The sequence below is a fragment of the Rhodococcus sp. G-MC3 genome, from assembly GCF_030063335.1.
Lineage (GTDB): Bacteria > Actinomycetota > Actinomycetes > Mycobacteriales > Mycobacteriaceae > Rhodococcoides.
The window spans coordinates 142,851-163,129 of sequence record NZ_JASISW010000007.1 but is presented as its reverse complement, the minus strand read 5'-3'; the positions used below and the strand labels follow the sequence as shown (position 1 = coordinate 163,129).

At 62.0% G+C, this 20,279-nt stretch carries 20 protein-coding genes; 11 read left to right on the top strand and 9 right to left on the bottom strand.

Going from position 1 to position 20,279, the window contains the following annotated elements; translation table 11 throughout:
• Window positions 1-51 precede the first annotated feature (51 nt).
• A complete protein-coding gene (locus QMK17_RS09890; RefSeq protein ID WP_283508664.1) occupies window positions 52-1,236 on the top strand; it encodes an ATP-binding protein in 1,185 nt (394 codons plus the stop codon).
• A gap of 3 nt (window positions 1,237-1,239) precedes the next feature.
• On the opposite strand, the gene QMK17_RS09885 is transcribed toward QMK17_RS09890, so the two are convergent.
• On the bottom strand, window positions 1,240-1,815 hold the full coding sequence (locus tag QMK17_RS09885; RefSeq protein ID WP_283508662.1) for a TetR/AcrR family transcriptional regulator: 576 nt from the start codon (window positions 1,813-1,815) through the stop codon (window positions 1,240-1,242).
• A 76-nt stretch (window positions 1,816-1,891) separates the two neighbouring features.
• Between QMK17_RS09885 and QMK17_RS09880 the strand changes: the two genes are divergently transcribed.
• On the top strand, window positions 1,892-2,500 hold the full coding sequence (locus QMK17_RS09880) for an NAD(P)H-dependent oxidoreductase (RefSeq protein WP_283508660.1): 609 nt from the start codon (window positions 1,892-1,894) through the stop codon (window positions 2,498-2,500).
• Window positions 2,501-2,726: 226 nt separating this feature from the next.
• Window positions 2,727-3,185, top strand: a complete 459-nt coding sequence (locus QMK17_RS09875; RefSeq protein WP_283508658.1) for a flavodoxin family protein — start codon at window positions 2,727-2,729, stop codon at window positions 3,183-3,185.
• Window positions 3,186-3,198: 13 nt separating this feature from the next.
• Here the strand turns inward: QMK17_RS09875 and dnaB are convergent, their stop codons facing one another.
• The 6 genes from dnaB to rpsF all read right to left on the bottom strand — a co-directional run bounded on the left by dnaB (window position 3,199) and on the right by rpsF (window position 9,373).
• Window positions 3,199-4,596 carry a replicative DNA helicase gene (gene dnaB, locus QMK17_RS09870; RefSeq protein WP_442972727.1) on the bottom strand — a complete coding sequence of 466 codons (1,398 nt, stop codon included), beginning with the start codon at window positions 4,594-4,596 and terminating at the stop codon, window positions 3,199-3,201.
• Between the two features lie 596 nt (window positions 4,597-5,192).
• Window positions 5,193-7,439: a SulP family inorganic anion transporter gene (locus tag QMK17_RS09865; RefSeq protein ID WP_283508656.1), complete on the bottom strand. Its 2,247-nt coding sequence runs from the start codon at window positions 7,437-7,439 to the stop codon at window positions 5,193-5,195.
• 252 nt (window positions 7,440-7,691) lie between these two features.
• Window positions 7,692-8,147 (bottom strand): 50S ribosomal protein L9, encoded by a 456-nt coding sequence (rplI, locus tag QMK17_RS09860; protein WP_283508655.1) that lies wholly within the window; start codon window positions 8,145-8,147, stop codon window positions 7,692-7,694.
• Window positions 8,148-8,165: 18 nt separating this feature from the next.
• On the bottom strand, window positions 8,166-8,408 hold the full coding sequence (gene rpsR / locus QMK17_RS09855; protein WP_115966614.1) for a 30S ribosomal protein S18: 243 nt from the start codon (window positions 8,406-8,408) through the stop codon (window positions 8,166-8,168).
• 46 nt (window positions 8,409-8,454) lie between these two features.
• Complete coding sequence (locus tag QMK17_RS09850) at window positions 8,455-9,027, bottom strand: single-stranded DNA-binding protein (RefSeq protein ID WP_283508652.1); 573 nt, start codon at window positions 9,025-9,027, stop codon at window positions 8,455-8,457.
• 58 nt (window positions 9,028-9,085) lie between these two features.
• Window positions 9,086-9,373 carry a 30S ribosomal protein S6 gene (gene rpsF, locus QMK17_RS09845; protein WP_121111211.1) on the bottom strand — a complete coding sequence of 96 codons (288 nt, stop codon included), beginning with the start codon at window positions 9,371-9,373 and terminating at the stop codon, window positions 9,086-9,088.
• 225 nt (window positions 9,374-9,598) lie between these two features.
• On the opposite strand from rpsF, the gene QMK17_RS09840 reads away from it, so the two are divergent.
• From QMK17_RS09840 to QMK17_RS09825, 4 genes are all read left to right on the top strand, one after another.
• A complete protein-coding gene (locus QMK17_RS09840) occupies window positions 9,599-10,960 on the top strand; it encodes a glycosyltransferase family 87 protein (RefSeq protein ID WP_283508881.1) in 1,362 nt (453 codons plus the stop codon).
• 92 nt (window positions 10,961-11,052) lie between these two features.
• Window positions 11,053-11,751 (top strand): response regulator transcription factor, encoded by a 699-nt coding sequence (locus QMK17_RS09835; protein ID WP_283508648.1) that lies wholly within the window; start codon window positions 11,053-11,055, stop codon window positions 11,749-11,751.
• A 171-nt stretch (window positions 11,752-11,922) separates the two neighbouring features.
• Window positions 11,923-12,300: a response regulator transcription factor gene (locus tag QMK17_RS09830; protein ID WP_283508647.1), complete on the top strand. Its 378-nt coding sequence runs from the start codon at window positions 11,923-11,925 to the stop codon at window positions 12,298-12,300.
• A gap of 65 nt (window positions 12,301-12,365) precedes the next feature.
• A complete protein-coding gene (locus QMK17_RS09825; RefSeq protein WP_336620140.1) occupies window positions 12,366-12,650 on the top strand; it encodes a LuxR C-terminal-related transcriptional regulator in 285 nt (94 codons plus the stop codon).
• Window positions 12,651-12,653: 3 nt separating this feature from the next.
• Here the strand turns inward: QMK17_RS09825 and QMK17_RS09820 are convergent, their stop codons facing one another.
• The gene (locus QMK17_RS09820; protein ID WP_283508646.1) at window positions 12,654-13,751 is read right to left on the bottom strand and encodes a DUF475 domain-containing protein; all 1,098 of its coding nucleotides are present in this window, start codon (window positions 13,749-13,751) and stop codon (window positions 12,654-12,656) included.
• Window positions 13,752-13,886: 135 nt separating this feature from the next.
• Window positions 13,887-14,462 (bottom strand): TerD family protein, encoded by a 576-nt coding sequence (locus tag QMK17_RS09815; RefSeq protein WP_283508645.1) that lies wholly within the window; start codon window positions 14,460-14,462, stop codon window positions 13,887-13,889.
• 234 nt (window positions 14,463-14,696) lie between these two features.
• Between QMK17_RS09815 and QMK17_RS09810 the strand changes: the two genes are divergently transcribed.
• The 4 genes from QMK17_RS09810 to QMK17_RS09795 all read left to right on the top strand — a co-directional run bounded on the left by QMK17_RS09810 (window position 14,697) and on the right by QMK17_RS09795 (window position 20,256).
• On the top strand, window positions 14,697-15,800 hold the full coding sequence (locus QMK17_RS09810) for a hypothetical protein (protein ID WP_283508878.1): 1,104 nt from the start codon (window positions 14,697-14,699) through the stop codon (window positions 15,798-15,800).
• A gap of 79 nt (window positions 15,801-15,879) precedes the next feature.
• Window positions 15,880-17,037 carry an HpcH/HpaI aldolase/citrate lyase family protein gene (locus tag QMK17_RS09805; protein WP_283508644.1) on the top strand — a complete coding sequence of 386 codons (1,158 nt, stop codon included), beginning with the start codon at window positions 15,880-15,882 and terminating at the stop codon, window positions 17,035-17,037.
• Complete coding sequence (locus QMK17_RS09800) at window positions 17,037-19,391, top strand: phosphoribosyltransferase (RefSeq protein ID WP_283508642.1); 2,355 nt, start codon at window positions 17,037-17,039, stop codon at window positions 19,389-19,391. The genes QMK17_RS09805 and QMK17_RS09800 overlap by 1 nt, the downstream gene beginning before the upstream one ends.
• 1 nt (window position 19,392) lies before the next feature.
• Window positions 19,393-20,256 (top strand): HAD family hydrolase, encoded by an 864-nt coding sequence (locus tag QMK17_RS09795; protein WP_283508640.1) that lies wholly within the window; start codon window positions 19,393-19,395, stop codon window positions 20,254-20,256.
• Window positions 20,257-20,279 lie beyond the last annotated feature (23 nt).

Here is a 20,279-nt window from a genome sequence, read left to right as displayed (position 1 = left end):
ATTCTCTTTTTCCGTTTTACATAACTGCCGAGTCCCCATATAACTTCTCGTATGGAAAACCCGTACACACCCGAATCGGGCGCAGTGCCGAGGGAGCTGGTCGGGCGGGACGGGATCCGGATTGCATTCTCAACGCTGCTCGAAGGGCTCGAAAGAGGTCATGCCAGGCAATCGCACTTGATCACGGGACTACGTGGAGTCGGTAAGACGGTCCTTCTTCGTGAACTCGTCAAGGCTGCGCGAGCCCGCCGGTGGGCGATCATCGACATCGACGCGGCCAGGCGCGACGATCACGGCTTCAGACGCCAATTGGCATTCGAGTTTCGCAGTGCACTCCTCGCCGTGTCACCGCGCTCGAAGTGGAAGCGTAAGGCAGTCGCTGCATCTGGAGTGCTCGGCGCGTTCTCGTCGTCGCTGGGTACCGACAATCCCCTCACCGCCGAGTGGACCGAACTCGAGAAGGGAACGGCCGATACCGGAGCGTTGTCGGTCGATCTCACGTCGATGATCCTTGCGCTGGGCGAGGCAGCGCAGGAGCACGGCACTGGCGTCGTGCTCGTCATCGATGAACTACATCGGATCACCGTCGGGCAGCTCGGGGCATTGATCGACAGCTTGCATCGCGCGTATCTCCGCGAGCTACCGATCACGTTGGTCGGTGCCGGACTACCGAGGTCCGATGCCATCGCAGCCGAAGTTCAGGTGCGGGCCAAACGGCTGTTCGAGTTTCCCGTTCTCGATCGCCTGTCCGAGACCGACGCAGCGACCCTTCTCCGTGGTCCGATGGAATGGGACGACGATGCCGTGTCATCCGCAGTGGACATCGCCGGCGGTATTCCCGCGTTTCTTCAGACGATCGGCCACGTGATGTGGGCGCCAGATGCCGAGTCCAGCGTCACCTCGGCAGCCGTCGCGAAGTCACGGGAGAGCTACGAGGCGAGCATCGACGGTAGCTTTTTCGGCAAGAAGCTCACTCGTGCAAACGAATTGGAGCTAGCCTACCTCAGAGCCATCGCTGACTCGCCGAAGGAGGCCGAGACAGCTCGACTACTGGGACGCACGTCCCACCAATGTTCGGAGACGAGATCCGATCTTGTCGAGAAGGAAATGATCTATCTGCGACCGGACGGCAGCGCCGCCTTCAGTGCGCCTGGCTTCGACGAGTACCTGAGACGAGCGATGCCCACGCTCGCCGTGCCCGCCCAGAAACGGAGACGGCGGCGGTACGACCCGTGATCGCTAGTGCGGACGTACCACCGCGACGATAATTGTCTCCAGCTGAATGCGTGCCTGATCGGCTGTGAGTGTTCCCGTTGTGGCGGCCCTCGAAAGAGCCTCCGCAGCACCGAAGATAGCCGTGATGGCAGCCTTCTCTATCTCCTCGGTGCGGGCGAACGGTGCAAGAATCCCGCGACAGAGCTCCGAGTAGGCATCGTCGGACTCTTGCTTGACCTGCTCGAGCTCGGGCGATCCATGTAGTGCCGCAAGCACTCCCGTCAGCTCGCGCCCCTGAGCAAGCGCACATCCGACGTACGAATTGGCAATCGCGGATGCCCGGCCGTCGAGGGTGGGCTCTGCCGCCGCCAAGTACTCGTCGAGCATGGCAGTTTGCCGATCATCGAACTCGCTGAAGAGCGCCGCCAACAGTGCGTTTCGAGACGCAAAGTGGCTGTACACCACAGGTTTGGCGACGGCTGCGCGCTCGGCGAGCCGTCCAAGAGTCAACGCGTCGGCTCCTTCCTCTCGTACCAACGTCCACGCCACCTCTACCAACTGGCTGAACCTGTCCGCTCGCAACAATCTGGTTCGAACCATCGAGCACCTCCTTGCGCTATGTACTGATAGTAACCTACCGTTGGTACATACCTCGACCCAATCTGGAGGAAATCCTATGAAAAGTCTCGTTGTCGTGTCCCACCCCGATTCCCGCTCACTGACCCAGTACATCGCACGAAGCACCGTGGAGGCATTGCGCGGCGCCGGCGGGAGCGCTGACCTGGTCGATCTCACCGCCGAGAAATTCGATCCGAGCTTTTCCGAGGCCGACGTCCAGTTCTACAGGGGAGCGGGGCCCGTCCCCGACGACGTGGAGGCCGAGCAGAAGCGGCTGGACGAGGCCGACCAGCTGATCTTGGTGTTTCCGGTGTACTGGTGGTCGATGCCCGCGCAACTCAAAGGCTGGATCGATCGAGTCTTCGTGAACGGCTGGGCATTCGACTACACACCGGGCAAGTCGTTCGAAAAGAAGCTGAGCAGACTCCAGGTCCACCTGGTCCCGGTTGCCGGCGACGACGCGGACAGCTTCGAAAGACACGGTCTCGATGTCGCGTTCCGCAACCAGATCGAGAGCGGGATCTTCGAATACTGCGGCGCGGTGGTCGGATCCACCACCTTCGTGCACGAGTCGGATACGAAACCACGAGACATACTTGCCGGGGAAATCCAAGCGTTGGCCGCCGGCATCGCTGCACGCACATCCGAGCCGTGCCTCGTGGACTGAATGCTCTGAGCGAATCTCTTGGCGGCGCTTGGCAGGCGGTAGGAAGGTCGGTGACCGTTCAGGGCGCTACCGCACCAAGCGTCGGGCACACTTCCACCACCAGCAGGCCGACATCGAGCTCGTCAGCTTCTGTACGCAGCCGTGAACACGAGGTCCTCGAGCTGTCACATTCGTTCGTCGATCATCGTCCAATATCGTGAGCCCTGTTGACTATGGAAGGATTTAGATGAAGACGGTTATCGTCAACTCGTCCAAGTCGCCGCACCAGAACACGCACCGGATCGCAGAAGAAATCGGCGGCGTACTCGATGCTGAGCTGCTGACCCCCGAGCAGGCAACACCGGCCTTACTTGGCGAAGCAGATTTGATCGGTTTCGGCTCGGGCATCTACTTGATGAACTTCGATCAACGATTGAAGGACTGCATTCGGAGCCTGCCCAACATGGCAGGCCATGACGCCTTCGTGTTCGCCACGAGCGGTATGCCGGAGCCGCCGTTCCCGCACTACACGCGCAGACTCGGCAAGCTACTGAATCGCCAAGGATTCAAGGTCGTCGACACCTTTACATGTCGAGGTCTCGACACGTGGGGCCCTTTCGGGTTGATCGGCGGAGTGAGCAAAGGGCATCCCGACGATGGGGACCTTGCAAAGGCCAGAGACTTCGCAGCGAGATTGCTGCGCTGACAGCGCTAGTCGCTTATCCCCTCGCCATGTCCACAAACCTGGACAGGTGGAGCTGGTGTGCCACAGTGATTGTCGCGGTCGGACCGTTACGGTGCTTTCCGAGGATGAGGTCGGCCTCACCACCACGCGGGTCGTCTCGCTCGATGGCGTCGGGGCGGTGCAGCAGGATTACCATGTCGGCGTCCTGCTCCAACGAACCGGACTCACGGAGGTCCGACACCATCGGCTTCTTGTCAGTTCTCTGCTCAGGACCACGGTTGAGCTGGCACACCGCGACCACCGGGCATTCGAGTTCCTTGGCGAGGAGCTTGAGCTGACGCGAGAAGTCCGAGACTTCCTGCTGCCTGGACTCGACCTTCTTGCCGGAAGACATCAGCTGAAGGTAGTCCACCACAATGAGTTTCAGGCCATTACGCTGCTTGAGACGACGGGCCTTGGCGCGGATCTCCATCATGGTCAGGTTGGGGGAGTCGTCGACGAACAGCGGGGCTTCGCTGATCTCGCTCATACGACGAGCAAGCCTGGTCCAGTCGTCGTCGGTCATCTTTCCCGAACGCATGTCGCCAAGTTTGATCTTCGCCTCCGCGGACAGCAGACGCATGACGATCTCGGTACGGCTCATTTCCAGGGAGAAAATGACGCTGGGCATTCCATGCTTGATGGAGCAGGAACGCATAAAATCCATACTTAGGGTAGACTTACCAACACCAGGTCTCGCCGCAACAATGATCATCTGACCTGGGTGAAGACCGTTGGTAATCTCGTCGAGTTCGGCGAATCCCGTAGGCACACCCAGCGAGATGCCGCCGCGGCTGGCGATGGAGTCGATCTCGTCCATCGTGGGCTGGAGCAGCTCTTCGAGGGGCAGGAAGTCCTCGGAGGTACGACGCTCGGTGACCTCGTACACCTCGGCCTGCGCGCGGTCGACGACCTCGGCGACATCCTGGCCGTCAGCTCCGGCGTAACCGAACTGCACGATTCGCGTGCCGGCCTGTACGAGCCTACGGAGGATGGACTTCTCCGCGACGATCTCCGCGTAGTAGCCGGCGTTGGCAGCGGTAGGCACCGTCTGGGTCAGCGTGATCAAGTACGGGGGTCCGCCGATTCGCTTGAGGTCGCCGCGACGATCCAGTTCGGCTGAGACCGTCACCGGGTCGGCGGGCTCACCGCGGCTGTAGAGATCCAGAATCGCGTCGTAGATGCTCTGATGCGCGGGACGGTAGAAGTCGCCGGGACGGAGCACCTCCAAGACGTCGGCGATGGCGTCCTTGCTCAGAAGCATGCCGCCGAGCACCGACTGCTCTGCGGCCATGTCCTGTGGAGGTTGGCGGCCGAAATCTTCACCCGGCGCCTCCCTCGGTGGTGCTTCGGAGGAGTAGTCCGACTGACCTCGATCGTCCACAACTGCCACGCGAACTCGACCGCCCTTCCCCGTCGGAAATCGTCGCCGAACAACACTCGGCGACGCACTGAAACAAGTTGTACCCCTGGCCTCCGACACCCCCACTGATCTCGAGTGTCACCGCCGCCGTGGACACCGAAGAATGGGCCGCGAAGACACGCTGGAGGGACGTTAGGGGTTCTCGTCTGAAGTCACAAACCGACCTGTGCATGAATCTGTGGAGCAATTGTGGATAGTCCTGAACAACTGTGTTGACCATCTGTGGATAACCTGGGTATAACTTTGGCTTCAAGTGCCATTTCGCCAGCGTAAGAGGTGTACATAAAGTTTCTGTCCTGTGTATGGATCAGTTCGCGGCGTGTCGCCCAAGTTGACAACTCGGGCGTGTTGAGTAAATGGAAAGTGAACTTATTAGTGAAGTGAGTCACAGTGTCTGGGAACACTCACAAAACAGACTCGACGTCGGTTCCATACCGATTTTGCTGTTTTCACACCTATGAACGTGCCCTCAATTCCATGGTCTTGACGTCCCACCCGGTCATGAGGTCGGGCACAGCACGAACCCGCACAGCGGACGGATCCACTGCGCGGGTTCGACGGTAAAGCTAGACGGGCTCGAGGTCCGCTCGGTCGAGAGCGGGGGCGTCGAGAACGGTGATCTCCTTGGTGCTGATCTGCAGCACTCGGGCCGACGGGATGTCGAAGAACAGGCCGGTGACTCGGAGCCTCCCTTCGGCCGATGCACGCCCGACGACACGGTGCCTCGCGAGTGTCTGCAGTTGCACGGCAACATTGACCATCGCCAGCTGGTCTCCTTCGGAGAAGCCGAGTTCCGCTGCCGCCCGCCCTACCGGATGACCACTACGGTGCGCGTCCAGGCTCGCCAAGCCGTACTCGAGCCATTCGGTCACACGTTCATCGCCCGCGTTCTCGGGACCGGCGAGGATGGCCTTCATCGCTCCACAGCCCGAATGACCACAGACCACCACCGAACTGGTTCCGACGACTTCGATTCCATAGGCCAGGGCAGCCTCGACAGAGGTGTCCTGCCCCTGAGCGGGGACCATGTTGCCGACGTTCCTGACCGTGAACAGATCACCGGGTCCACTGCTGGTGATCGTGTTCGGCATAACGCGTGAGTCGACGCAGCACAGGAAGAACGTGTCGGGGTCCTGGAATTCCTCCATCCCCTCCAGGTGCGGCTTGATCGCGTCGGCGTGCGTGCGGTGGTACTCGGCAACACCCGACAACACCGGCCGCAACGCAGGTGGATTGTCGTCCGCGTCGGAGTCACTCTTGAGCTGCCATGCGGACCATGGGGCGAGCGATCCGCGTACCGCAGATGTTCCACGCTTGGGTGGTCCCTCCGCTGCGGCAGCGAGCGACGCCGACCCGTTCTCTTCGATGCAGACGGTGCCGCCACCAAGTTCGTGTTGACGTACCCACTCGTGAAGGTGCTCGTGCACAGCATGATCGAGGAAGTCGACGGCCAACTCCATGCGCACCTTGCTGCCACGGGGTACGGAGGACAACACATGTGTCAGCCGCGGAAGCGACAAGAAGCTCAGCGAACCGGTCATGTGAACGCGCCAGGTTCCGTCGACGGTCTCGCTCGCGTGGACGTGCGCCCACACTACGCGGCGCAGCACCAGCAAGACCGCGAGCGCGAGACCGATGAGCACCCCCTCGAGCAGATTGAGCGCGACCACACCGATCACAGTGACGCCGTAGACGGCGATGTCACCGGTCTTGTTGGCAATCTTGATGTCTGCCAACTTGATCAGCTGTACACCGATCATGACGAGCAGTCCGGCCAGCGCTGCGAACGGCACCAACTCGACGACCGAGATGAAGAGGATGGAGAAAATCAGAATCCATACTCCGTGCAGGATGGCCGACGCACGAGTCTTGGCTCCCGCCTTGACATTGCTAGCGCTGCGGACGATCACGCCCGTGATAGGCAGACCGCCTACGGCACCGGAGACCATGTTCGCTGCACCCTGGCCCAGCAATTCGCGATCGAAGTTGGTGCGCGGTCCGGTATGCATCTTGTCGATGGCCACTGCCGACAGCAAGCTTTCAACACTGGCGATCAGCGCGATGGTGAGCACGCCGGTGGCGATTCCCGCCCACTGTCCGTCAGGCATACCAGGGAGAGTCAGTGCTTCGATCAGGTTGCCGGGCAGGGCGATTCGCTCCACGTCGAGATTCATGGAGATGGAGACTGCAGTGGCTGCCACCACGGCGACAAGCGCAGCGGGGATCTTCGACACCTTCCCCGGAAGTCGCGGCCAGATCAGCATCAGCGCAATCACGATGCCGCCGACCAGGATCGACGGCCACTGACCATCGGCCACCGATGTCGGAATTGCCAGCAGATTCTCGACCGCCGAGCTCTCGGAGTCGCCGCCGAGGAGCACGTGAATCTGTTGCAGCGCAATGGTTACGCCGATTCCGGCGAGCATCGCATGAACAACGACCGGCGAAATTGCCAGTGCATGCCTGGCAATCCTGCTCAGCCCCAACAAAACCTGAATCGCACCCGCCCCGACGGTGATCAAACATGTCAACGCCCAACCGAATTGATTCACCAGCTCGGCGACCACCACGGTGAGTCCCGCAGCAGGCCCACTGACCTGCAACGGCGATCCCCCCAGCGCGCCGGCGAGAATACCGCCCACCACGGCAGCAATCAGGCCCGCCATCACCGGCGCTCCCGACGCGACGGCAATTCCTATCGAAAGCGGTACTGCCACAAGGAAAACCACGAGCGAAGCGGATACGTCGAATTTCAGAATTTCCCCGAGCCGAGACTTCTGCTCGGTTACATCTTTCTCAACTGTCGTTGTCACGGCAGGCCCTCCGGGCGTCTAGGCGTCTGGTCGGTCGGTCGCTCTCGATGAGCACACTCCATCGAGCACTCTCTGTTTCGTATGTCGCCCCTCGTTAAAGGGTACGCAAACCTCAGGTGATCCGCTCCCCATGAGACTTGCTTCACAAAGGAAAGCCGTTGGGACGGTTCGAAATTGTGATGAGACACGAAAAAGCTCCACGAACCGGGGTTCGTGGAGCTTTTTGTCAGCCGAGGCGGGCCAGAAGCACAATCAGCTTCCGACGACCTCCAGCTTGAACTTCGCGGTCACATCGGGATGCAGGTTCACGACGACGTCGTGCGTGCCTGTTGCCTTGATGTGGGCCTTCGGGAGTTCGATGCTGCGCTTGTCGACGATCGGTCCGCCAGCTGCCTTGAGAGCAGAAGCGACGTCCGAGGCGGTGACCGAGCCGAACAGCTTGCCCGAATCGCCTGCGGTCTTGACCGCCAGCGTCACGGACTCGAGTCCTTCGATAGCCTGCTTGAGCTCGTTGGCATGCTCGAGGCCGCGGACGGCACGAGCTTCCTGAGCGCGGCGAATGCCTTCGACCTGCTTCTGTGCACCACGGGTGGCCGCGATGGCCAATCCGCGAGGCAGCAACAGGTTGCGGCCGTATCCGTCTTTTACCTCTACGGTGTCGCCAGGCGCACCGAGGTTGTCAACATCAGCGGTGAGGATCAGCTTCATGAGTGAAAAGCCCCTTTTCTATCTAGCCGTCGCGGCGTAAGGGAGCAGAGCTACCTCACGCGAGTTCTTCACGGCAACGGCCACGTCACGCTGATGCTGGACGCAGTTGCCGGTGACTCGACGCGCGCGGATCTTGCCGCGGTCGCTGACGTACTTACGCAGCAGCGTCGTGTCCTTGTAATCGATCAACGCGTTCTTTTCCTTGCAGAAGGAACACGCTTTCTTCTTGAGCACCTTGTCGCGCAATGGCGGTTTTGGCATGTGGTCAATCTCCGTTACATCTGGTTGTTCTCGATCGCCGAAGGATCTAGAACGGAGGCTCGTCGTCCCCGCCGCGAGATCCGCCACCGGAGGAGCCCGACGCCTGCGGAGCACTGCCCCACGGGTCGTCTCCGCCGGAATTGGACCCGCCGGAGTTGGACCCGCCGGAATTGGATCCCGAGTTGGAACGCTGGCCTCCGCCGCTCGATCCACCTGAAGAACCACCGAAGCCGCCTCCGCCGCCTCCGCCACCGCGATTGGCCTTGTTGACCTTCGCCGTGGCGTAGCGCAGAGAAGGACCGATCTCGTCGACCTCGAGTTCGACGACAGTCCGCTTCTCGCCTTCACGCGTTTCGTAGGAACGCTGCCTGAGCCTGCCGGTGACGACTACTCGTGCACCGCGGGTCAAGCTCTCGGCCACATTCTCCGCAGCTTCACGCCAGATGTTGCAGCGCATGAAGAGTGCGTCTCCGTCTTTCCATTCATTGGACTGACGGTCGAACGTGCGTGGTGTGGACGCAACGGTGAAGTTGGCCACGGCCGCGCCGGCCGGGGTGAAGCGAAGCTCTGGATCTGCCGTCAAGTTCCCGACGACGGTGATGACGGTCTCGCCTGCCATGGTTCCTCTTTCAGTAGTAAGTCTTTGCTGCAGCCAGCCTAGAGGCGAGCAACGACAATTACTTGCCCTGTCGCAGGACCTTCGTACGCAGGACGGACTCGTTGAGTCCGAGCTGGCGGTCGAGCTCGCTGACGGTGGCAGGCTCGGCGTTGATGTTCACAACGGCGTAGATGCCCTCGGCATGCTTGAGGATTTCGTAGGCGAGACGACGCTTGCCCCAAACATCGACCTTGTCGACGCTGCCGCCGTCCTTGCGAACGACGTTGAGGAACGTATCGAGCGACGGAGCGACGGTGCGCTCGTCCAGGTTGGGGTCGAGAATGACCATCAATTCGTAATGACGCATAAGACCTCATCACCTCCTGTGGACTAGTGAAAACGGCCACGGACTATCCGTGGCAGGAGGGTCGTTGCGTCAGCAACCCCTGGAGACTACACGAGCAGTGGTTGACCTGCGAAATCTCACAACGGTTCCGATGCGGGCGGCGCCGCGTCATAGGCTTGGCTCATGCAATCAGGTGGACGGTCGTTTCGAGGGCTCATCCCCGCGAGCAGGTTGTCCGCGACGACGATGATCATCGTCGTCGCATTGTGCGCGTTCACGTTGATCATCGGATACCTGAACAAGGCACGCTGCGCGCTCGCTCCGTTCGATACCGATGGCCGAAGTACTGCATTCAATGCCATCAAAGACACATCGGTCTGCTACTCCGACATCCAGTTCCTCTGGATCGGACGCGATATCGACCAACACGTCTTTCCCTACTTGACCGGTGCCATCACCCAGGGCGGTGAGCTGACCGGAGGCACCGTCGAATACCCGGTGTTGAGCGGTCTGCTGATGTGGCTCGGCGCAATTCCCGCGCATACCGATGCCGAGTTTCTCCTCTATTCCGCGCTGATACTGGCACCGTTCGGACTTCTGACTGCGTGGATGCTCGGACGGCTGGCGGGCAGAGCAGCACTGCTGTGGTCGGCCGGTCCGCCGCTGGTGCTGTACGCGTTCCACAACTGGGAACTACCCGTGGTCGCCACCGCAGTGGGCGCGGTCTTCGTGATGAGTATGCGAATACCTTTGCGTACCAGGGGAATGATTGCAGCCGTTCTCCTTGCGGTCGGCTTCTGCCTCAAGCTCTATCCCGGCGCATTCGTGCTCCCATTGGCGGCGTACGTCGCGTACGGCACCACCAGGAGCCCGTCGAAACGCAATCGGCTCGACATTCGCGGTGGCCTTGCCGTACTGGGGGCTGCGACGGCAACAGTCGTCGCGATCAACCTGCCGTTCGCGATCCTCGGCTACGACGGCTGGCGTGCGTCGTTCGCATTCCAGACACTGCGGCAAGCCGACATCACGACCAACTCGATCTGGTATTGGGGGCTGCGGCAGTTCTATATCCGGCCGATCCAGGGCAGCACCGCCATGTCACCCGACGACTATGCCGCGGCGGAGGCGTCGTTCCAGAACGCCGTCGACATCCTGTCGCCGCTTCTGGTGTTCGTTGCATTCGGTCTCGCGCTGTGGTTGGGGATGCGGCGAGCAAAGACCGAGCACGTGTATCCGTGGATCGCGGTGAGCGGCTCGATGCTGTGCGGCTTCCTGCTGCTGCACAAGGTGCACTCTCCGCAGTACACCCTGTGGATCCTTCCATTCTTCGTGTTGCTGCGCGTGCCGTGGGCGCTCGTCGCGGCCTACCTCGTCGCCGACCTGTCGATGGGCATCGGCGTCTTCAAGTACTTCGGAGCGCTGGCCCACGGCGCCGACGCATCCACCGCGAAGTTCTTCGTGGAGGTCGGGGTATGGGGCCGCGCGGCGTTACTCGTCGTCTTCTTCTTCCTGTTCGCCCGGGCACGGCTGCGCTGCAGCGACATCTCGACCGAACTCCTGACCGACCACGCCCCGGAGCAATCTTCACCGGCATCCACCCCATCGTGAGACGCCGATGGCACCGTCGGTAACGAACCGACTCTCCCGTTCGAATATTGATCGAGCAACCTGAGTTGCTCTGCAGGATCAAGGGGCGGGCAATGACACACAGCACGGGGGATCCGACCGAGGTCGTAGACGTGGAGCCGATTCTGCGCAGGATCGGTCTGATCGAGGACCACGAGTCCGTCGCGATGGGGTTGCGCGCAATGCTCGCCGACGAGGTCGACCTGGACCTGGTTGCCATTGCGGCAACCGTCGACGAACTACTCGCACTCGGACCGGAACTCGACCTCGTCGTACTCGATCTTCGGTTGGGAGACGCATCGTCGCCCAGGTCGAACGTCGAGAGACTTCACGCCATCGGCGCCCAGGTACTCGTGTACACCGGGGCCGAGAACCCGTTCCTCGTCCGCTCCGCTGCACGCGCCGGTGTGCTCGGAGTGGTGCGAAAGTCCGAACCTGCTGCCGCGATCGTCTCGGCCATCCGACGCGCCGCTGCAGGCGGACAAGTCGTCACGACGGATTGGGCTGCGGCCATCGACGGTGATCCTCAACTACCCGACGTCGGGCTGAGTCCGCGTCAACGCGAGGTTCTTGCGCTGTATGCGTCGGGGGAGAAAGCCGGACGGGTCGCGAGGCTCGCTGGTCTCTCCGAGCAGACCGTCAACGACTACCTGATCCGCATCCGCAACAAATATGCCGATGCCGGCAGACCTGCCCCCACCAAGACCGATCTCTACAAGCGAGCGGTGGAGGACGGATGGCTGCCGATGCCGGAAGTGCCGCCGAGCAGCTGAGTCGCTTCCCCACGCGTTGATCGGTGCAGGTTCCGCCGTGATGTGGATACCACTTTGGTTGTCGGTTCAATGCCCCTAACTTTCAGGGCAGACAAGCTGCACGTTTCCTGTGAAAATCAGTGCGAGAAGAAGTTGTGCTCTGCCGCAACTTCGAGAATGGGGAGAACTCTCATGTCCGCTAGCGTGGAGTCCGCAGCATTCGGTCCGAAGAGCAGTCGGCTGACCGAATTCCCCGGACGTCGAACCATCTCGCTGGTGCCCTCGGTTCAATTGCCGCCGGTCAACCATCCTGCAGGAGCGGCCGATACAGCCCCGTTCCTCGCGCCGCCGATGCTGACCCAGCGTGAGATCCAGGTGCTGACCGGTTGGATCCACTGCGATTCGAAGCCTGCGGTGGCCAAGTCCCTGTTCCTGTCCCTGGGAACGGTGAATACGCACCTCACCCGCATTCGGGCAAAGTACGCAGCGGCCGGCCGGCCGGCCGGGACAAAAGCCTCCCTCGTCGCCCGCGCACTGCAGGACGGCCTGATCGACATCGCCGACCTGTGACCGTTGTTGCTCAACACAACTGGCCGGAAAACCACAGGCTTACCGTGCATGCGATCCGGCGGTAGTTGCCGAAGCTGGACACGCGTCGGCTCTCACCGATCGGATGTGAGAAGACGTTGCACCGCACACCGCCTTTGAGTGCGCGAGAAGTAGAAGTCATGTTGGCGTGGTTCGCCTCGGATTCGAAGACTGTCGCCGCTCGTTCCGTTCACATATCGGTGGGCACCATCAACACCCACTTGACGAGGATTCGTCAGAAGTACGCCGCGCTCGGCAGGCCTGCATCGACGAAGGCCGCCCTGTTCGCTCGCGCGCTACAGGACGGCCTCACCGGTCTCGACGAGTGGTAGTGCTCAGGTATGCAGGTGGGTGTCTTCGCCCTTGGCTTCGAGCTTGCGGTTACGCATCACCGAGCTGATGAAGGCTGCTCCGATGAAGAACACCCCGACGAGTCCGGTGACGATCTCGTTGATGTGCACACCGATGGACACCAGCAGGATCACCGACAGCGCGCCGATCGCCCAGTGAGCGCCGTGCTCGAGGTAGACGTAGTCGCTCAACGTTCCCTTGCGTACGAGGAACACGGTGATCGAACGGACGAACATCGCGCCGATGAATCCGAGGCCGAGGGCGATGATGATCGGGTCTGCCGTGATCGCGAATGCACCGATGACACCGTCGAACGAGAACGATGCGTCGAGCACCTCGAGGTAGAGGAACAGGAAGAAGCCTGCTTTGCCTGTTGCTTTGGCGAGTTCACTCGGCCCGCCCGAGGACTCTTCGCCTTCTTCCTCGATGTGAAACAGCTGTCCGAGCCCGTTGACGGCGATGTACGTGATCATGCCGAGAACGCCGGCAACCATGACGGTGGAGATCTTGTCGTCTTCGGCGAGGAACTCGGCGCTGAGCACGAGCAGAAGGCCTGCAACGACCACAGCGAGCTGGTCCAGCTTGCCGATCTTGGCCAACGGCTTCTCGAGCCAGCTGAGCCATGTGATCTCGCGGTCCTCGAAGATGAACCCGAGGAACAGCATCAGGAGGAACATGCCGCCGAATGCCGCGATCTGCGGATGCGCGTCGGTCAGCAGTGTCTCGTAACTCGGGTCACCGTTGTCGAAGTAGGCGGCGTCGTTCGCCGGCGGATTGAGCGCAAGATCGATCGCGGCGACGGGTCCCTTGCCCGACGCAGCCCAGACGATCACCAGCGGGAACAGAAGACGCATACCGAAGACGGCGATGATGATGCCGATCGTCAGGAAGATCTTCTGCCAGAACTCGCTCATCCGGCGCAGCACCGTAGCGTTGATGACAGCGTTGTCGAAGGACAGTGACACCTCGAGGATGCCGAGGATGAGCACCAGGAACAGTGCCTGCCAGCCTCCATAGAGGAAAGCCACGATCATCGAGACGATCGTGACTCCGATGGACCAACCGAAGATGCGTAAAACCACGAGCGTGTGGCCTTTCTGTAGCCGGCGCAAGTCTGTTAACGAAGCGGGACGAAACGGGCAGGTCTGAAAGCCAGAACACCCCGCTCCATCATGGGTGATGAAGCGGGGTTAGGCCCAATCTTGGGTATGCCTTTACTAGACGTTTACCCCAAAGTCGCGCGCAATTCCGGAGAGTCCCGATGCGTAGCCCTGGCCGACGGCGCGGAACTTCCACTCGGCCCCGTTGCGGTACAGCTCGCCGAAGACCATCGCGGTCTCGGTCGACGCGTCCTCGCTGAGGTCGTAGCGAGCGAGTTCGGTCTGATCGGCCTGATTGATGACGCGGATGAACGCGTTGCGGACCTGACCGAAGGATTGCGAACGCGCGTCGGCGTCGTAGATCGAGACGGGAAAGGTGACGGTCTCGACATTCGGCGGAACAGCTGCCAGGTCGACCTTGATCTGCTCGTCGTCGCCTTCGCCCTCGCCGGTGGTGTTGTCACCGGTGTGCTCGATGGATCCGTCCGGAGACTTGAGGTTGTTGAAGAAAACGAAGTGCCCGTCACTCAATGCCTTCTTGTCGGCGCCCAGCGCGATAGCGCTCGCGTCGAGGTCGAAGTCCGTGCCGGTCGTCGAACGAATGTCCCATCCGAGTCCGACCGTGACAGCAGTCAGATTCGGAGCTGCCTTGGTGAGTGAGACATTGCCGCCCTTGCTGAGGCTGACGCCCATGACTTTCCTTTCGCAGTGGATTCCCCTACAGCCGTCAACCGTAGTGGTCTCCTGTCCGATTCGTACAGATTCGTACGGGTTCTACTTCGGCCAACGCGCACACCACACCGAGAAGTTCCCGTCAGTACTATCGGGCAGGTGACAAGTCGTCGACCTGGGCTGTTCCGCCGCGACGCGGGATCGGATGCCGCTGCACACACAGCGCAGGACAGTGCCGTCGCAGCATTTCTCGACATGGACAAGCGCCAGTCGATCGCATCCACCGGTGTCGACGCGGTGCGTGCACTGACTCCGGAGCAAGATCTGCGCAGACAGTGGTCGGCAGCAGAGAAGGCCTGCTTCGACGCGGGTGCCGCTTACCTTGCCGCCGTCGAGCAGTTCGACGGAATCGTCACGACCCAGGCTCAGGCGGCCTTTCAGAACGCTGCACACGCCCTCGGCGAGGCGGCCAAGGAGGTCGACCGGTTCTACAGTGCGCATCGCGACGAGCTGGAGCACGCTCGCTCGGCACTGGCGGCGACGCCGAGACTCGCCCAGGATGCGAAGAGCCTCGCCGAGAAGGCCCAGCTCGCGGTTGCCTCCGCTGATCCGAAGTTCGTCGACTACCCGTCGGTTCGCTCGGCGTTCCGCGCAGTCGACGACGCGGTGGCGTCCCTCGATTCGGCACTGGCGGCACGAAACCCGTTGGATGCAAGGGCAGCTGCCGCTCACGTGCGGGAGGCGGCCGCAACTCTCGACCAGTCGCTTGCCGCAGCCCCACGTCGGGCCCAGGAAGCGGCGTCGGCATTGGCGTCGGTCCGAACCCGAGTGGAGGCGGTCCGCACCCGCTTCGACCGCCTTGCCCCTGCCTTCTCGACGCTGCTGAGAGAGTTCAACGCAGCCAGCTCCGCTGACCTCTCACACAACGAACGAGCGAGCGCTCGGCACATCGAACAAGCTGCCGAGGATCTCTCGGCTGCGCGGGCATCCTCGGGATCGGGAAACCCGGAGGAAGCGCTGGAGGACATCGCTCGAGCGCGCGCACATCTGGCCGACGCCGAGAAGCTGGTCGACGCTGTCACCGACCGTGTCGAGAAGCTCCGCGCTGTGAAGGCAGACCCAACCAAAACTGAACACACGGTGAGATTCAAGTTACGAGATGCCCAACAACTCGCGTTGAATCGTGGACTTGTTGCCGAATGGGGGACGGTGTTGGATGCTCAGCTGGCTCGAATCGACCGCGCCAACGCTGCACTGACCGGAACGCATCCCGACTACTGGTCGTACCTGCAGGATCTCGAGAGCATCTCCGGCTTCATCAACGGCGTAATCGATCGAATGCGCGGATCAGCTCGGTGACCACACAAGTACTTGCTCGACTATGACAACTGCTTCACCATGACGGCTGCTTCACCAATGACAACTGCTAAGGACTGCGGTGCAACACTTCTCACATCTGGACTCGGCAGTGCTGGCGCGGCTCTTCCTCCGCCCACCGAGACGCATCGAGCCCTCCGATGACCTGGCCACGGTCGCCGCGGCTCTCGGTGCAACTCTCTACATGCCCGCCACCCGGGCAGATCTCGCGCAGACCCTGGCCAAGCGCAGCCGCGAAGGTGTCTGCTCACTCGTCATCGATCTGGAAGACGCAGTTGCCGACCACAATCTCGAGCACGCCATCACCAACGCGGTGGCTTCGCTCGAGCAGCTGGCCGCGGAGGAACCACTCGGATCGCTGGTGTTCGTCCGCGCCCGCACGCCCGAGCAGATCCGGCGCATCTGTTCCTCGCTGACACATGGTGCGACTGCGCTCGCCGGGTTCGTGATCCCGAAGTTCACCGCGAAACGCGGAGCTGCGTTCCTCGACGAAATCATCGACGCTTCTGACTCGCACGGCAAGCGGTTGCTGGCGATGCCGATACTGGAGTCCGCCGAAGTAGTGTTCCGCGAGACTCGCGACACCGAACTGGTGGCAGTGCGAGAACTCCTCGGACAGCATCGCGACCGAGTGTTGGCAGTGCGAATCGGCGCCACGGACATGTGCGGAATGTTCGGCATCCGCCGCGACCGCGACCTGACCATCTACGACGTCCGCGTCGTCGCGGACGTCATCAGCGCGATCGTCAACCATCTGGGGCGCAGCAACGATTCCGGATTCGTCATCACCGGACCGGTGTGGGAGTACTTCGCCGACCACGAGCGCATGTTCAGGCCCATGCTCCGGCAGACTCCCTTCGTCGAACAGGAAGCAGTCCGCTTCCGGCAACAACTCGTAAGCCACGACCTCGACGCGCTGCTGCGCGAGGTTGCGTTGGACCGCGCCAACGGAATTCAGGGGAAGACCGTCATCCATCCATCACATGTGCCCGCAGTGCACGCAATGTCGGCCGTCACGCACGAGGAGTACTACGACGCTCTCGACATTCTCGAGTCCGACGAAGGAGGCGTCCGAGCATCGGGTTACAAGAACAAGATGAACGAGCTCGGTCCCCACCGAAATTGGGCGAAGCAAACAATGCTGCGCGCCGACGCATTCGGCGTGACCAACGAGGGCATCACGTTCGTCGACCTACTCACCGAATTGGCGGACCGTTGATGGGCCCCACCTCGGGAATCGTCATCACCCCCACCGGATCGTCCTCCGACTGGTCGGTGACCGCCCTGGTCCGGCCCGGTCTTCGCCGAAATCCGCGCCGCGCGCATCTCCTCGTCTCCGAGGTTCTCGGCAAGCACATTCCTGTCGCGCCTGCCCTCGTGAGAGCCGGAGCGGATGCGCTCGCCGATCTGGTGCTCGCCGCCGTCGGAGGGTCCGACGTCGATGTGCTCGGATTTGCCGAAACTGCAACCGGATTGGGACACGGGGTCGCAGCGCACCTCGGAGCGCACTGCTATCTGCACTCGACGCGACGGAATGTCCCCGGCACGGAGGTGTACGCAGAGTTCCAGGAAGGGCACTCGCACGCGACCGATCACCAGCTGTTGCCTACCTCGCCGCACATACTGTCCACGACACTGCCTCTCGTGTTGGTGGACGACGAGATCTCCACCGGAAAGACTGCGCTGGAGGCAATTCGGTCGATGCACGCCGTCTCGCCGCGAACCCACTACGTCATCGCGTCCCTTGTGGACATGCGGTCGCCCGTTCATCTCGAACACGGCGACTCGGTTGCAACGGAACTCGGAGTGATCATCGACAGCGTCAGCCTCGCGCAGGGAACTGTCGAACTGCCGGCGGATCTGGTCGAGGCCGTCGCCGCACTTCCCGAACCCAAGTACAACCCGGTGGCCAGGGCACCGGGCACGGTGACTCGTGTCGACGTCTCCTGGCCCGCTGCGGTGCCCGACGGCGGACGACACGGTTTCCTCGCCTCGGATGCACCTGCATTCTTCGCTGCTGCCGCCGGCATCGCGACGGCTGTGGACGCGGCGATCGAACCTGCACGTCCCGTCGTCGTCCTCGGGCACGAGGAGCTGATGCACCTACCGCTGCAGATCGCTGCGACCCTGGACGAGCTCGGTCATACGGCGCTCTATCAAACCACCACTCGCTCGCCGGCATACGTGCTGGACGAGCCCGACTATCCACTGCGGCGAGGGTTTCGATTCCTTGCACCGGAGGCGAACGAGGAAGAATTTCGATACGTCTACAACGCTGCCGGGACCGCGGGCGCCCTCGTCGTGCTGGTCGTCGACGGCCCGGCCGACACCGGTCGACTGTTCGGGCCCGGCGGCGCCGCTCAGGTCATCGCCGCCTCCGGTAGCGACGTGGCGGTTGTCGTCGTGAGCGGAGCGGACCCGCTAGCACTCACGGTGGCTCGACGCGCCGTACCACTGACAGGTCCCGAGTTCGGCTCCTACGCTCCGCAGGAGGTGACGTGGCTACTGAAGGACCTGTCCGCCGTGGCATTGGAAGCCGATATCACCGAGCGCGAGAAGCAGATTCAGGCTGGTACGGCTCACTACGCCGAATCGCTGCCGGTGGAGTACCAACCCGACGCCGCATACCAGGACCTGTTCGAAACTGTCCTGCAGGAGAGCTCGCGCCGACTCGCAGTCGCTGTCGGCACCGTGACCGAGCTGGTGTTGGCCGAGCGTGGACACGACATCGTCCTCGCCTCGCTCGCCCGCGCCGGAACTCCCGTCGGCATTCTGATGCGGCGGTGGGCCCTCGAAATGCATGGACTCGACCTTCCGCACTACGCGGTATCCATCGTCCGTGATCGCGGAATCGATGCTGTTGCGCTGAGATATCTTGCTGACAATCATGATTCACGATCGGTCGTCTTCGTGGACGGCTGGACCGGAAAGGGCGCCATCGCCCGCGAACTCTCGGCCGCGCTGGCCGAGTTCAGCAGTGGTGAGTTCAGCAGTGGCGAGTTCAGCAGTGGCCTGTTCAACGACGATCTCGCGGTGCTGGCCGATCCGGGCAACTGTGCTCGCACCTACGGGACCCGCGACGATTTCCTCATCGCGTCGGCGTGCCTCAATTCGACTGTCTCCGGCTTGGTTTCACGTACCGTCCTCAACACCGACCTTATTCGCGACGGTGATTTCCACGGCGCCAAGTACTATTCCGAACTCGCCGCCGACGACGTGTCGAATCATCTGCTCGACACCGTGTCCGCGCGGTTCGCCGACGCACGCGAGGAAGCCACGGGCTCGGCGACGAGAATCGGCAAGTCGGATCGAACTCCGGACTGGAGCGGCTGGGCGTCGGTCGAGAAGGTTCGCGAGCAGTTCGGTATCTCGCACGTCAATTTCGTCAAGCCAGGCGTCGGCGAAACAACCCGGGTGCTGCTCCGCCGCGTTCCATGGCGAATTCTGGTGCGCGACTCCGGCGCCCCCGAGCATCGGCACATTCGGATGCTCGCCGAGGCACGCGGAGTCCCCGTGACCGAGGTACCCGACCTTGCGTACTCCTGCATGGGATTGATAAAAGATGTCACGTGAGATGAAGAACGCCCTGGTATCCGTCGACCTCGATCGCACCATGATCTACTCCGACTTGGCTCTCGGGTTCGACATCGGCGACTCGGTGATGTGCGTCGAGACTTACGAGGGCGGTCCGCTGTCGTACATGACACATGTCGCAGCCGGTTCGCTGGAGGAGCTGACGAAGACCGCCGTCGTCGTGCCGACGACGACACGCACCATCGAGCAGTTTCAGCGCATCGCGCTCCCTGGAGCGCCATGGCGCTATGCGATCACCAGCAACGGCGGCAACATCCTCGTCGACGGTGAGCCGGATCGGTCGTGGCGCGAGAAGTTCGCCGACATCGAACTCGCCCAGATTCGCGCCGAACTGCATTCACGCGCCGACGGCGACTGGGTGCTCAAACGACGCACCGCGGACGACCTGTTCTGCTACCTGGTCGTCGAACCAGCCGAGGTACCGGACGGGTTCCTGACCGAATGGTCGCAGTGGTGCGCCACACAGGGCTGGAACGTCTCGCAGCAGGGACGCAAGATTTACACGATGCCCGACGCGGTATGCAAGAGCCGAGCCGTCGCCGAAGTCCTCTCGCGCTGCATCAACGACGGTCGACTGTCCACCGCAGCCGTGACGTTCGCGGCCGGCGACGGCGCCCTGGACGCCGACATGCTGATCGCCGCAAACAACGCCATCAGACCCGCGCACGGTGAATTGGAAGCACTGAACTTCCAGCATCCGGGCCTCACCGTCACCCAGGCGTCCGGCGCCCTCGCCGGGGAGGAGATCTTGACCTGGCTCCACGAACGAGTTGGGCGTTCGATGGAACCGATTGGGCCCTCGGTGCGTCCAACAGATCAAGGGGTTGGTCCGCACAGAGGTTGATCTATGCAGGGGGTAGAAGTATG